The organism is Ignavibacteriales bacterium (genome assembly GCA_016214905.1).
Classification (GTDB): Bacteria; Bacteroidota; Ignavibacteria; order UBA10030; family SZUA-254; genus PNNN01.
Window position 1 is genome coordinate 220,486 of the sequence record JACRMQ010000007.1, and the last position, 14,646, is coordinate 235,131.

Sequence of the window (14,646 nt, forward strand, 5' to 3'; positions counted from 1 at the left end):
ACGATGAGATACTATCATTCATTTCATCGATGGATTTTGTTCTTAACCTTATTAATTGTCCCGACCGGTTATTCCGTTGTTGCTCAAGAAAACAACGATTGCCTTGGATGTCATAACGACCAATCGTTAACCGGTACAAAGAAGGGGAAAACAATTTCTGTCTTCGTTAACGAAAAACGATTTGGTTTGTCCATTCATAATTCGTTAACATGCGTTTCATGTCATACCGATCTTGAAGGAAAAGAACTTCCTCACGCAGACGATCTTCAACCGGTTAACTGCGGTAACTGCCACGCAGACGAACAAGCGCTTCACTCTAAGTCTCTTCACGGCAAGGCCATCACGCGAGGAGACGCATTAGCACCGCACTGTTCCGATTGCCACGGTAAACACGATATCCTATCCGCAAAAAATCAAAATTCTCTTACTTCACCGTTAAAAATTCCATATCTCTGCGGCAAATGCCATCAGGAAGGGGCGCCAGTTCAAAAGCAACGGACAATTCATCAAGATCATATTCTTGAAAATTTTTCCGAGAGCATCCACGGCATCGGTCTCCTGAAGAAGGGACTGATCGTTGCGCCGAACTGTGCAACCTGCCATACTGCTCACTCAATTCTACCGCATACCGACGCGGCTTCATCGATTTCAAGAAAAAATATTGTTTCAACCTGCACAAAATGTCATGCGGAAATTGAAATCGTTCATCGCAAAGTGATCAAGGGCGAACTTTGGGAAAAACAAGAACACGTTTTGCCTGCGTGTGTAGATTGTCATCAGCCTCATAAGGTTAGAAAATTATTTTATGATCAGGGGATGGCGGATAAAGATTGCATGCGTTGTCACGATAAACCAGAAATTAAATCTTCAAAAGACAACCGCCCGCTGTATGTGAAATATACCGATGTGAAATTATCGAAGCACATGAATATAGCATGCAGCCAGTGCCATTCCGAAGTTAATGCCTCGAATGTACGTCCTTGCGAAACAATCACAAAAAAAGTTGATTGCGCGTCGTGTCACGCAGAGGTAGGGACTCAATATCAAAAAAGTATGCACGGCAAACTAATAGCCAAAAACGATCCGAACGCTCCAAACTGCAAAGAATGTCATGGTACACATGGCATCTTAGGAAAATCTCAACCCGCTTCTCCTACTTTCGCCACAAATGTACCGTTACTTTGCGCACGATGTCACCGCGAAGGACAAAAAGCCGCTGTTCGTTATACCGGCGAGCAGCATCAAATAATTGAGCGATACACAGAAAGCATTCACGGAAAAGGATTGATGAAGAGCGGTCTCACGGTGACGGCGATGTGCACAAATTGTCATACCGCACATAGCGTAATGCCGCACGCCGATTCTTCGTCGAGCATAAATCCGAAAAATATTACTGCCACATGTGGTAAGTGTCATCACGGTATCGAAGATCAATTCGAAAAAAGTATACACGCGAAGCTTGTAGGCAAGACAGATAAACAGCTTCCGGTTTGCAACGACTGCCATAGCGCGCATACAATCCGCCGCGCCGATGAGTCCGGATTCAAACTCGATATAATGCAGAAATGCGGACGTTGCCATGAAGATATCGCGAAAACATATTTTGATACTTATCACGGCAAAGTATCGCAGCTTGGTTACACTAAAACTGCTAAGTGTTACGATTGTCATGGTTCTCATGATATATTGGCTGTCTCCGATCCCAAATCGCATCTCAGTCACGACAATGTTGTCAAAACTTGTCAAAGCTGTCATCCCGGTGCAACGCGAAGGTTTGCCGGTTACTTAACTCACGCAACCCACCACGATCCAAAAAAATATCCGTTTTTATTCTGGACCTTTTGGGGGATGACAACACTGCTTGTTGGCACATTTATTCTTGGTGGAATTCATACACTTCTGTGGCTTCCGCGGGCATTAAAAATCCGCCGGATTATGAAAGCTGCTGAACAAAAGAAGCTCCAACAAACCGAAGAAAAATCAAACGCGAAAAAGGAGAATAATGGAAACAATAAATAATACTGAAGCAAAAGAGTATCTCCGCTTTTCACGGCTGAACAGAATCTTACACATACTGATGATTGTGAGTTTCATATCGCTCGCACTTACCGGCATGACATTGAAATTTTCTTACACCGGTTGGGCGGTAGTTTTGTCTCACGTTTTGGGTGGATTTGAAACAGCCGGTAACATTCATCGTGCAGCCGCTGTAATTATGTTCGGCGTATTCTTCACTCATATTTACGACCTAATACGGAGAAAAAGAAAAGAATTCGGCACATGGAAAAAACTCTTATTCGGTCCCGACACAATGCTTTTCACGAAAAAAGATTTACAAGATTTCATCGGAAATCTGAAATGGTTTCTTGGCATAGGACCCAGACCGAATTATGGTCGGTGGACTTATTGGGAAAAGTTCGATTATTTTGCCGTGTTCTGGGGGGTTTTCGTCATCGGTTCTACAGGATTAACCCTTTGGTTTCCGGAAATTTTCACATTGATATTCCCTGGGGAGTTGATAAATGTGGCAACGATCATTCACAGCGATGAAGCATTGTTAGCAACAGGATTTATTTTCACGGTTCATTTCTTTAACACACATCTTCGGCCCGAAAAATTTCCAATGGATATCGTGGTTTTCACCGGCAGAATGACGCTTGAAGAATTCAAACACGATAAACCTGCGGAATACGATGAACTGGTTAAAAATGGTGAGCTCGAAAAATATCTTGTTGAACCTTACCCTCCAATAGTTCTTAAAGCAGTCAGAGTGTTCGGATGGATCGCGCTATCGCTTGGTTTTAGTATTACGGTGTGGATCGTTTACGCGATGATTTTTGCATACAGATAAATTAATTTTTTCGTATATTTAATACCATAAAGTCTTAATACCGATTTATTATTCGTTATTCTGTTGATATTATTCAATCATAATTGTAGCCTAAAGATTTAATCTATATGAAGCGAATTTTTCCCCAATCCTTTTATAACATGATAACGCTGATAGGTTCTGCTATTGCGGCGGTAAGCTTAGCGTTGATTATATTCCTAATCATTTTGGAAACATTTGCAACTCAATCTAAACCTTATATGGGAATAATCACTTTTGTGATTCTTCCTATGATTCTTTTCGTCGGAATATTTTTTATCTTTTTCGGAATAATCCGAGAACATCGCAGAGAACGACATGGGAAACCTCATGGGCTTCATCTTCCCCAAATAGATTTGAATAATCCGCATCACCGCACTGCATTTATTTTCTTTTCTATTGGAACAATTGTTCTGCTTGCATTCTCTGCATTTGGTAGCTTTAAAGCTTACGAGTATACTGATTCGGATCAATTCTGCGGAGAGACGTGTCATAATGTAATGGAACCCGAATATACCGCATATCAACACTCACCTCATGCGAGAGTGGGTTGCGCACAATGCCACATCGGGTCTGGCGCAGATTGGTTCGTTCGTGCAAAAATTTCAGGAAGTTATCAGGTATATGCTACCTTATTTAATAAATATCCAAAACCGATTCCTACCCCCATCGAAAATTTGCGCCCCGCTCAACAAACATGCGAGCAGTGCCACTGGCCCAAACACTTCTTCAGCGAGAAACAACATATTAATAATTACTATATCTCAGACGAAAAAAACACCAAGTGGACACTTAACCTCCTTATGAAAATTGGCGGTGGTAACCCCGAGACTGGTCCCACGTCCGGCATTCATTGGCACATGAACATAGACAACGAAGTAACATATGCTGCAGTAGACACACAGCGGCAAATTATTCCCTGGGTGCGTTCAAAAAAACCGGATGGTACAGAAACTATATATCGCAGCACAGAAATCCCCGCATCTGAAGATACTCTGAAAAAAGCTTTCATACGACGAATGGATTGTATCGATTGTCATAATCGACCGACTCATATTTATCATCCACCGGCGAGGTCGGTTAACCATATAATGTCGCTTGGCTGGATTGATCCGATGCTACCCAATATAAAAAATATTTCGGTACAGGCGCTGGAAAACCCATACACAAGCAAGCAGAGCGCGATGGACTCAATAAAGCTTATCATACCGGAATATTATAAACTTAACTACCCTCAAATTTCATCGTCGGAAACCACAAAGATAAATCGCGCTGTGGTTGAGTTGCAAAAAATTTACAGCTTAAATTATTTTCCGGAAATGAAAGTGAACTGGAAAAATTTTAACAATAATATCGGTCATTTGTATTACCAGGGATGCTTCCGGTGCCATGATGGAAAACATGTCAGCGAAACCGGAAAAGTTCTTTCGAAAGATTGTAATGTATGTCATACCATACTAGCGCAGCAATTCGAACAAGATACAGTTCAATTATCGCTGGGTGGCATTGAGTATAAACACCCTGTAGATATCGGTGACGCGTGGAAAGAAACAAATTGTAGCGATTGCCATAATCCAAAATAATTGTAATCATTTAATTAGGTGTTGAATGAGAAAATTGCTTCACAAATTCAATGAACAAACTACGCGGTTGATCATAGTTTTTGTTGTTTTGATTGGCCTGGTTTTGCTTTTAAGGTCTTTGCTTTCGCCTTCTTTGAAAGATCATCGGATACATGTACAAAAAGCAACCGAAAGAGAAATGGGGCGGCAGGTACAATTTTCAGGATCGGACGTTTGTGCAACGTGCCATGAGGAATATAACTTGAAGAAAAGTGGTTATCACAAAAATTTATCCTGCGAAACATGCCACGGAACAGCAAAAGCACATACCGATAATCCAACCGAAGCAAAACCCTATGTTCCGAGAAATCGCGATTATTGTACGCGCTGCCATGCATTTGATCCTTCGCGTCCTACGGGATTTCCTCAAATTAATTCAACAATACACAATCCAATGAAACCCTGCTTCATGTGTCATAATCCGCATGATCCAAAACCGCCAAATGTTCCTCAGGATTGCCAGGCATGTCACGCAGAGATTGCACGTACAAAAGCTATCTCCTCACATGTGATGCTTGAATGTACAATATGCCACGAAGTTCCAACAGAACATAAAGTCGCACCGAGAAATATTAAAGCATCCATTCCGGTTGAAAGAGAGTTTTGTGGAAAATGTCATGGAAAGCAATCGAATGTAAAAGAAGCTACAAAAATAGATCTCGCCACGCACGGAGAAAAATATCTTTGCTGGCAATGTCATTATCCACATATGCCCGAGGTAGAATAAAATGGATAGAAGAAAATTCGGAACAAAATTTTTTACGCTTGTTGCATCAAGTACATTTATTGGTGCTTGGCTAAAGAAAGCCACGGCACAATCAAGCGGATATGATCCTTCAAAACATTATTACGGAATGGGAATTCAAATCAACAAATGTATCGGATGCGGTCGTTGCGCAGATGCGTGCAAAGATGAAAACAACGTTCCGAAAGAACCTTTCTTTTTCCGAACATGGGTTGAACGATATTTAATTAAAAAAGATGGTGACGTAACGGTGCAAAACATTGATAAACGTATTAACAATACTTCTGAAAATGTCACTGAAAAAGATATTCTCAGAAGCTTCTTTGTCCCAAAACTTTGTAATCAGTGCGATAATCCCCCATGCGTACAAGTATGTCCTGTTGGGGCAACATTCAAGACAGAAGATGGTGTGATAATCGTTGATGAGGATCGCTGCATCGGATGTCGTTACTGCATTCAAGCATGCCCGTACGGTGCGCGTTATTTACATCCCGAAAATCAAACAGCCGACAAATGTACTTTCTGCTATCATCGCATTACCAAAGATTTACTCCCCGCGTGTGTGGAAGTATGTCCAACTCAGGCAAGAATATTTGGCGATTTGAGAAGTAGCACAAGCCCACTGGGCAGATTCAAACGTTTGAATAAATTACATGTTTTAAAACCATTTCTAAATACGGAACCAAAAGTTTCTTATTCCGATCTTGATGGAGAAGTAAGATGACACAGCCAGTACATCAGATGCTATATGAGTTATTAAAACAAGCTACGGGGTTTATTTACCCGAACGAAATTGAAGTCCACTGGGGTATTCTCGTTGTTGTGTATCCATACCTCACAGGACTTGTCGCCGGCGCGTTTATACTTGCCTCGCTTGTAAAAGTGTTCAACGTTAAAGAAGTGCAATCTGTATACCGGCTCGCTCTTCTAACTGCGCTTTCATTTTTACTCATCGCACCTCTTCCGCTATTACTGCATCTTGGCCACCCCGAAAGATCTTTCGAGATTTTCCTTACCCCAAATTTTACATCGGCAATGGCAATGTTCGGTTTTGTGTATGCGTGGTATTTAATGGTGGTACTGTTGCTAGAAATTTGGTTCACTTACAGAAAAGATATTATTCTCTGGTCGAAGAACGAAAGTTTTACTATGCGATGGATCCACAAAATTTTATCGTTATTCTCTACAGATATCAGTGAGAAGGCAACTTTATTCGATAAAAAGATGGTGAAAGCAATTACTATTATCGGTATACCATCCGCATTTCTATTGCACGGTTACGTTGGTTTTATTTTCGGTTCCATCAAAGCTAATCCATGGTGGAGCAGTGTTCTTATGCCCATTGTATTCCTCTTTTCTGCAATTGTATCGGGTATTGCACTGGTGATATTAATTTATATGGTTGTTACTCCGTCGAGAAAACAAAAAATTGATATGGCTTGTCTTGATAAAATGGCATCTTATCTCTTTTATGCGGTCATTATTGATTTCTCTCTTGAGTTTCTCGATTTCATACATCGCCTGTACGAAAGCGAAGAGTCAATCAAAATACTTTCGGATTTGGTGGTTAACAAACTTTTTATCAGTCTTGGAATTATTCAGATACTTCTTGGCATGCTGCTTCCACTGGGAATAATGGTTGTTATAAAACTCTTCCGTGTCGATGCTGAACTGCGAAAATTGCTATACTTTGTTTCGGCGATTCTTATTCAACTCGGGATATTCGCGACGAGATGGAATGTTGTGGTCGGCGGTCAAATGTTCTCAAAAAGTTTCAGAGGATTGACAGCTTACAAAATGGAGTTGACCGGTATCGAAGGATTATTGATGACGCTCGTTCTTCTTGTTTTACCATTTATTGTATTAACGATACTAATAAAAATATTGCCTCCGTGGGAACATGCCCCCGTTAGCGATCTTGAAGCTGTATCAGATTAGGAATGGATCATTATGAATAATAATGCTTTAAGTCAACCGGAACGGAGTAAAAGAGATTTTTTAAAAATCCTATTTTCGGGAGGATTGATCGCTCTTGTCGGATCGGTTTTATATCCAATATTCGCGTACCTCAAACCACCCAAGCAAAGCGAAGTGGAAGTATCAAGCGTTAAGGTCGGAAAATTAAAAGATATTGAAAATGAGAGCGGACAAATTATAAAATTCGGAAGTAAACCTGTAATTCTAATTCGAACAACACAGGGTGATCTTCGGGCATTTTCGGCAACATGCACACACCTCGATTGCACCGTCCAATATCGAAAAGATATGGGAATGATTTGGTGCGCATGTCATAACGGAAAATACGATCTCACCGGACGAAACGTGTCTGGCCCGCCTCCGCGGCCATTAACCGAATTCCGAGTGGTTGTTCAAGGAGAAGATGTATTTGTTTCGAAAACGTCATGAAAACTTTCCTGCAAAAATCTTATCGCTGGGTTGACGATCGGGTACAATTAGATAACCTTGTTCATTTCATGGGAAAAAAATATGTTCCCGTGCATCGGCATTCAATCTGGTATTATTTCGGCGGTGTGTCGTTGTTTCTTTTCATCATTCAGGTAGTTACGGGTATCATGTTGCTGCTTTATTATAAGAGCGGCGAAGATGCTGCGTTCGAAAGTATCCAATATCTGATGTCGAAAGTTGAATTTGGCTGGCTCATTCGGTCGGTTCATAGTTGGGCTGCGAATCTTTTTATTCTGGCTGCGATGATCCATATGTTCAGCGTTTTTTTCGAAAAAGCGTACCGTAGACCGAGAGAAATTACTTGGGTAACGGGTATGTTGATGTTTTTCTTGGCCCTTGGTTTCGGTTTCAGCGGTTATTTACTTCCCTGGAACGAACTTGCATTCTTTGCCACTAAAGTAGGAACTGATATTGCCGGTGTTGTTCCGGTGGTTGGCAAACCATTGTTGGTTTTCCTCCGTGGCGGTGAGGAGGTTACAGGTGCAACACTTTCGCGATTCTTCGGATTCCATGTTGCTGTATTCCCAGGAATTTTTACTGTTCTTCTTGGCATTCATCTCGTTTTAGTTCAGCGGCAGGGAATAAGCGAACCTCTTGGTATTTCCCATGAACACGGCAAAGAATTAAAAACGATGCCCTTTTTCCCCAATTTCTTACTAAGAGATTTACTTCTCTGGCTTCTAGTCCTTAATATAATTGCGATTCTCGCTGTCTTCTTTCCTTGGGAACTGGGAAAAAAAGCCGACGCGTTCGCCTCGGCACCGGCGGGTATTAAGCCGGAATGGTATTTTATGTTCATGTTCCAAACATTAAAATACATTCCGGCAAAAGTAATTTTTATCGATGGTGAAATTTTAGGAATAATGTTCTTCGGTGTTGCAGGACTCTTGTGGCTTATTGTTCCTTTTTGGGATAAAGCAAGCGCGCGCGGAAAACAAAATCGTCTTTTAAACTACATCGGTTTATTCGTTGTTTTCTACATCATTCTCTTTACAATTATAGGATGGCTCGCATGAAGAGATTTGATTTCTTATCGGTGATAACCCTTTTCATTACTGTAATTCTGATGCAGTATATGGCTTTTGCGGGAGATCAGTGCTATCGATGTCATCGCGCAAACGGTGATAAACCTTCGGCATTATTTAAAAATGATGTGCATTCGGCAAAAGGTATTTCATGCGCCGGGTGTCATGGTGGAAATTCTAAAACCGATGATATGGAAAAAGCCATGGATACCAACGTCGGATTCATCGGGGTTCCAAAGGGTGATGAAATCTCAAAAACGTGCGCCGGCTGCCATTCGAATCAGGATAAAATGAGAGGATTTAGTTCGTCGCTGCCGACCAATCAACTGGATAAACTTCAAACGAGTGTGCATGGACAATCTTCGGTAGCAGGCGGCGAGCATATTGCACAATGTATTACATGCCATGGCGCTCATGGTATTGTTTCAGTCAAAAATCCGGTTTCGCCCGTTTATCCTCTTAATGTTATTAAAACCTGTTCGCAATGTCATTCCAATCCTAATTTCATGAAAACATATAATCCGTCGTTACCTATCGACCAACTCGAAAAGTATATGACCAGCGTGCATGGAATGAAGAACGCAAAAGGCGATTCGAAAGTTGCAGAATGTGCAAGTTGCCATGGTAGTCATGATATTCGTGATGCTAAGGATGTAAAATCGAAAATATATCCGGTGAATCTCCCGGGAACATGTTCAAAGTGTCATAGTGATGCGAACTACATGAAAGAGTACGGAATTCCAACCGATCAATTTGATAAATTTGCGAAAAGTGTTCACGGCAATGCCCTTTTAAAGAAGCACGATGTTGCGGCGCCGGCTTGTAATGATTGCCACGGAAATCACGGTGCAACACCGCCCGGCGTTGAATCGATATCGAATGTTTGCGGAACATGTCATGCTTTGAATGCGGAACTGTTTTCATCAAGCCCGCACAAAAAAGTTTTTGATGAAAATAAATTGCCCGAGTGCGAAACATGTCACAGCAACCATGAAATCATTACAGCAAGCGAACAACTCCTTGGCACCACTTCAACGGCGGTTTGCAGCCGATGTCATAGCGAGAACAAAAACCAAAAAGGTTTTGTTGTTGCAAATACGATGCGACGATTGATGGATAGTCTTGCTTCCTCGGAAAAAAACGCTTCTATGCTTGTGAATAATGCTGAACAAAAAGGAATGGAAATATCTGAAGCGAAATTCAAGCTCCGCGATGTTCATCAGGCATGGATGCAATCGCGCACTATGGTTCATTCATTCAATACCGATAAATTCGGAGAATCGGCTTCCAAAGGATTATTGGAAGCATCTAATATCAGTTCGGAAGCACAGCATGCAATCGATGAATATTATTTTAGACGGTGGGGCTTGGGGATTGCAACGTTGATTTTCTCAATAGTTAGTATAACTTTGTACCTGATAATTAAACGAATTGAACGTAAACAAGAGAACAAAGAAAAATAATCTAAACGGAAAGTAAACAATGAATATCGGACATATCACAATAATAATCGCATTTCTCGCTTCGATGGCTGCAATGATCTTCTATTTTATTGAAGCAAGAAAAAATAATCAACCAAGCGCCGGCAAAACTCAATCCTCATTAAAACGCGAAATAGCAAAACGTATATATTATCTCAGCGTTGGTTTCGGTTTAATTGCCGGGATTGTTTTATACTATGCGCTGTTCACTCATCAGTTTCAATATTCGTATGTAGCTCACTATAGCTCCAGCGATCTATCTACGTTTTATATTATATCTTCATTTTGGGCGGGACAAGAAGGGACATTTCTTCTTTGGGCGTTGCTCGTTGGCGTTATGGGGATTGTTTTTATCAGATCGACAAAAAGTGATGATCCATACACAATGTCGGTCGTAAGCTTATTCAATGCGTCATTATATTTATTATTAATTTCGAAAAGCCCTTTCGAGCTTACAATCCCCGCTCCACTGGAAGGAAACGGACTAAACCCGCTTCTTCAAGATCCATGGATGGTGATTCATCCTCCAATATTATTTGTAGGATATGCCGCTACGATTTTTCCATTCGGACTCGTTGTTTCCGGTTTGATTCGCCGGAATTACACGAATTGGAATAAACTTGGATTATCATGGTCGCTTTTTGCGGCTGTTATGCTCGGCGCTGGTATCATCATCGGTGGCTTCTGGGCTTATGAAGTTCTTGGCTGGGGTGGTTATTGGGGATGGGATCCGGTTGAAAACTCATCGTTGGTTCCATGGCTTGTGCTTCTTGCGTTGATTCATGGTATACTCATTCACCGCGCAAAAGGATCGCTTCAACGAACAAATATGTTCCTCGCGTTGTTGTCTTTCATCCTGGTTGTTTATGCAACCTTTCTAACGCGTAGTGGAATACTCGCAAACTTTTCTGTTCATTCGTTTGCTGATCTCGGATTGAACAACTATCTCATAGGGATGATGCTTGCAAGCATCGTGATCGGATTAGGATTTTTCGCTGTCAGATTCTCGGAAATTAAATCGAACAAAATCGATGCATCCGGTCTTAACCGAGAAGTAACTTTACTGATCAGTATGTATGTTATCCTGGCGGCGGCGGCTTTTACTTTTGTCGGAATGTCATCTCCAATTATCACCGGTCTTCTTGGCAATGCTTCACAGGTTGATATTTCATTCTACAATAAAGTTAATTTCCCTGTGGCTATCGCGATGGCGATATTGCTTGGCATAGTTCCTTTTCTCAGCTGGATGGAAGACAAAAAAGGGAATTTATTGAAACGTTTCTCTATGCCTCTTGCCCTAACAGTTCTAGGTTGCGCGATTGCATACGTTGCAGGCGTAACATCTTGGACGCTTTTGTTATTTGTCGGAAGCGCCGTGTTCGGTTTGGTTGTTAACGTAATTGTAACATTCAGACAATATCGCACCGGTTGGCTCCACATCGGCGGACCGATTTCGCACATCGGTGTATCTCTCATGCTTATCGGAATCATCGGCTCCGGAAAATTTGATGAATCAAAACAGATCATTTTAAAACAGAACGAACCTCAGACTCTGTACGGATATCAATTTACATTCAAAGGTGTAAGCGATCCGCAAGCCCTTAAACCATTAATGAATATAGAAGTTTCAGATGGCAAGACCTCGTTCATGGCCACACCCAAATTATATTTCAGCAATTACAATCAGGCAGTAATGCGCGAGCCCGATATTAAAGTTCTTCCTTTGAAGGATCTTTATATTTCACCACTCGAACTTCAGGCCGACGAACATCAACACGGTCATGATCCGATGATGGTGATCGCCAAAGGTGAAACTCAGGAATTTATGGGATATAAAATTACATTCACAAAGTTTGACGTGGGACAGCATGGAATGAATGCCATGATGAGCGTTGGAGCCGTGTTAAACATTGAAGCAAACGGGAAAACTGAAGAAATAATTCCGGTATTATCGTTTAACGAAAAAAATGAACGGGTTCCCGTTCCTGTGGATTTGCCGGTGTTAAGTGGATATAATAATATGAGCGGACAAAAACCGCAGATTGCTTTAACAGCTTTAAGCGTAGAAGAAAAGAAAGTTGAGTTGGCGTTCCTCGGTTTTACCGCGCATGAAAATCACGCAACAACACAAGCGCTTGTTGTGGACATAAGTTTGAAGCCGTTAATGATGGTTGTTTGGACGGGTGTTGTGTTGGTAATATTAGGGACCGTGATTGCTTTCCGGCGCCGAACCTTGCAGAAAGATCTTGTTTAAAAGATTTTAACGCAATTATAAACCCCGCCGGTTATATTTATCGCGCGGGGGTTTTTTATTTTTTCAACCATTCTAAAAATAATTTTTCTTTTTCATCTGGCGTGAGTGAATGATCTCCGCCTTTTAATGCTCGCTGGCGAAACGCTTCGTACAATGTCACCGCGCAAGCGACCGACACGTTCAAGCTTTGAATCATCCCGGCCATCGGAATTAAAAAATTTTGATCTGCCAGTTTAGCGGCTTCATTCGATACGCCGCGATGCTCATTTCCAAAAACGATAGCCACTTTCTTCGTCAAATCGAGCTCGTATAATGATTTTGATTTCTTTCCCATATGGGTTGCAAATATAACATATCCCTCAGCATGAAGTGTATCGTAACATTCTTTGATTGTTGAATGTTTTCTTCGTTTCACCCATTTGCTCGCAGTGGCGGAACTTTTTTTTCCCAGTTTGGGGAATTCTTCATCGATGTATAAAAGATGTACTTCGTTAACACCAATCGCGTCGGCAGAACGAAGCATGGCGCTAACGTTGTGCGGATCGTGGATATCTTCCATTACAACTGTCAGATCGGATTGGCGATTCGCAATTACACGAAGAAATTTTTCGCGGCGGCGCTCTGTCATATTTTTTCTTCCTGCTTTAACTGTAAAATACCGATCGCGAGTAAAACAAGAACAGCGCCGGCAATTTGAACAGCAGACAGCACTTCATGCACAATAAAGTATGCTGAGATTATCGCGACAATCGGTTCAAATGTGGCGGTAATGATCGCGCGCGATGCTGTTAGATATCTCATACCGGAAAAATATAAAGAGTGGGGAATCAGTATAGATATCATCGCAAAACCGAAAAATATTCCCCATGTTTCCAAAGAATATCCCGCACTAAGAATAATCCACGGCGGATTAATAATTGCCCAGAATATCGAAGCGAATAAAAAAGCATAAACGAGGCAAGTCCAAACATTATATCGCTTCAATAAACGTTTCAGCCAGATGTTTGTAAAACCCCAGCAAAAAGCCGATGCGATTCCCATTAACAAACCAAGTTGATTAATTGATATGATTGAAAAATCTTTACCGACAACCGCGAAATAACATCCTACCAGAGATACAACGCTCGCAGTGATTTTTATTAAAGTGATTTTTTCTTCACGTGTTATCACCGCGTATAACAAAACAAGAAGTGGCGCTAAATATTGTAAGAGGATCGCCGTGGAGACGTTGGTTGAGGCAATTGTAAAATAATAAGTAAAATTGGATCCTGCTGCACCAAGAATGCCGAGCATTGCGAATTTGTAGAAATCTTTGAATTGGACTTTTAAAAAATGTCTTTTGAAAATCGCAAAATATGATAAAAGCGCGATGCAGGAAAATGTCATTCTGAGTTGCACGAGTGTTAGCGTATCCACATCGTGAGTGAACAGAAATTTTGCTATCGTTGCCGCGATACCCCAAAAAGTTGTGGCAGCGAGTATTAAAAGATACCCCTTAAGTGATTTCATTCTTCCGGCGGTTGGTTCGACTTCTGGTTGGTGCCTTCGTCAAATTTACGTTTATAAAACATGCTCATCTCGTCGTTCCCGGATTGTTCGTAGAGATGCGCAAGCTTTTCATAAATTGGTAAAGGTTCCGGAACAGAGTTTACCCCTTGTTTTAGAAAATCGATAAGAAGATGAATCGGTGGTATTTTCAAATCGTGTTCATAACAATCTGCGGCATCTAGATATGGAGCCATAGCTTCCGGTTTAGCGGCAGAAGCTTTTTTATAATATTGGAGCGCAAGCTCGTAATTATCGTATACAGAGTGCATTACTTCAAACACACTTGCCAGCCACATGTACACATCGTAAGAAATATGAGAAAATTCTTTTGCTAATTTTTCACCGAAGAGCGAAAGCTCTTCTGCTTTCAGTGCTGAATTCCAAAACAACAATCTGTATAATTCTATGTCGTCAATTCGTTGTTCTATCGCTTGTTCGAAAGCATCGAATATCTCATTGAATTCCTTCGAAGATTCGAATCGTTCCCTTATTTCATCTTGAGTTAGCTTAGCCATTCCGTTAATATAATAAATTATCGACTTTGCCAAAATAACAAAGCGTTTCATGAAAATCAAGCCCCATCACTCGATTTGATAGTGTGGAAATAATTCCGTAATTTTTGCAAACTTTAATAAA

Annotated in this window: 13 protein-coding genes; 10 read left to right on the forward strand and 3 right to left on the reverse strand. The window is 41.1% G+C overall.

The features are described 5' to 3' along the window. The first annotated feature begins 3 nt into the window (after window positions 1–3). The 10 genes from HZB59_08195 (at window position 4) to ccsA (ending at window position 12,462) form a co-directional block, all read left to right on the forward strand. Window positions 4–2,019: a hypothetical protein gene (locus HZB59_08195; GenBank protein MBI5021400.1), complete on the forward strand. Its 2,016-nt coding sequence runs from the start codon at window positions 4–6 to the stop codon at window positions 2,017–2,019. Beyond that, window positions 1,943–2,851, forward strand: a complete 909-nt coding sequence (locus HZB59_08200; GenBank protein MBI5021401.1) for a cytochrome b/b6 domain-containing protein — start codon at window positions 1,943–1,945, stop codon at window positions 2,849–2,851. The genes HZB59_08195 and HZB59_08200 overlap by 77 nt, the downstream gene beginning before the upstream one ends. Before the next feature lie 107 nt (window positions 2,852–2,958). Beyond that, entirely contained in the window at window positions 2,959–4,452 is a 1,494-nt protein-coding gene (locus HZB59_08205) for a NapC/NirT family cytochrome c (protein MBI5021402.1), read from the forward strand. Window positions 4,453–4,477: 25 nt separating this feature from the next. Next, window positions 4,478–5,218 (forward strand): hypothetical protein, encoded by a 741-nt coding sequence (locus HZB59_08210; GenBank protein ID MBI5021403.1) that lies wholly within the window; start codon window positions 4,478–4,480, stop codon window positions 5,216–5,218. Window position 5,219: 1 nt separating this feature from the next. After that, on the forward strand, window positions 5,220–5,960 hold the full coding sequence (locus HZB59_08215; protein MBI5021404.1) for a 4Fe-4S dicluster domain-containing protein: 741 nt from the start codon (window positions 5,220–5,222) through the stop codon (window positions 5,958–5,960). Then, window positions 5,957–7,174 (forward strand): polysulfide reductase NrfD, encoded by a 1,218-nt coding sequence (gene nrfD, locus HZB59_08220; protein ID MBI5021405.1) that lies wholly within the window; start codon window positions 5,957–5,959, stop codon window positions 7,172–7,174. Before HZB59_08215 ends, nrfD begins: the two co-directional genes overlap by 4 nt. 12 nt (window positions 7,175–7,186) lie before the next feature. Next, window positions 7,187–7,642: a Rieske (2Fe-2S) protein gene (locus tag HZB59_08225; protein ID MBI5021406.1), complete on the forward strand. Its 456-nt coding sequence runs from the start codon at window positions 7,187–7,189 to the stop codon at window positions 7,640–7,642. Continuing rightward, window positions 7,639–8,718 carry a cytochrome b N-terminal domain-containing protein gene (locus tag HZB59_08230; GenBank protein ID MBI5021407.1) on the forward strand — a complete coding sequence of 360 codons (1,080 nt, stop codon included), beginning with the start codon at window positions 7,639–7,641 and terminating at the stop codon, window positions 8,716–8,718. The genes HZB59_08225 and HZB59_08230 overlap by 4 nt, the downstream gene beginning before the upstream one ends. Further along, window positions 8,715–10,190 carry an ammonia-forming cytochrome c nitrite reductase subunit c552 gene (locus tag HZB59_08235; GenBank protein MBI5021408.1) on the forward strand — a complete coding sequence of 492 codons (1,476 nt, stop codon included), beginning with the start codon at window positions 8,715–8,717 and terminating at the stop codon, window positions 10,188–10,190. The genes HZB59_08230 and HZB59_08235 overlap by 4 nt, the downstream gene beginning before the upstream one ends. A gap of 19 nt (window positions 10,191–10,209) precedes the next feature. Then, a complete protein-coding gene (ccsA, locus tag HZB59_08240) occupies window positions 10,210–12,462 on the forward strand; it encodes a cytochrome c biogenesis protein CcsA (protein ID MBI5021409.1) in 2,253 nt (750 codons plus the stop codon). Between the two features lie 55 nt (window positions 12,463–12,517). Here ccsA and HZB59_08245 read toward each other — a convergent pair whose 3' ends face one another. From HZB59_08245 to HZB59_08255, 3 genes are read right to left on the reverse strand one after another with little or no spacing between them, the layout of a single operon-like run. Continuing rightward, complete coding sequence (locus HZB59_08245) at window positions 12,518–13,090, reverse strand: RNA methyltransferase (protein ID MBI5021410.1); 573 nt, start codon at window positions 13,088–13,090, stop codon at window positions 12,518–12,520. Then, on the reverse strand, window positions 13,087–13,971 hold the full coding sequence (locus HZB59_08250) for an EamA family transporter (GenBank protein ID MBI5021411.1): 885 nt from the start codon (window positions 13,969–13,971) through the stop codon (window positions 13,087–13,089). Before HZB59_08250 ends, HZB59_08245 begins: the two co-directional genes overlap by 4 nt. Further along, the gene (locus HZB59_08255; GenBank protein ID MBI5021412.1) at window positions 13,968–14,576 is read right to left on the reverse strand and encodes a hypothetical protein; all 609 of its coding nucleotides are present in this window, start codon (window positions 14,574–14,576) and stop codon (window positions 13,968–13,970) included. Before HZB59_08255 ends, HZB59_08250 begins: the two co-directional genes overlap by 4 nt. Between the last annotated feature and the right edge of the window lie 70 nt (window positions 14,577–14,646).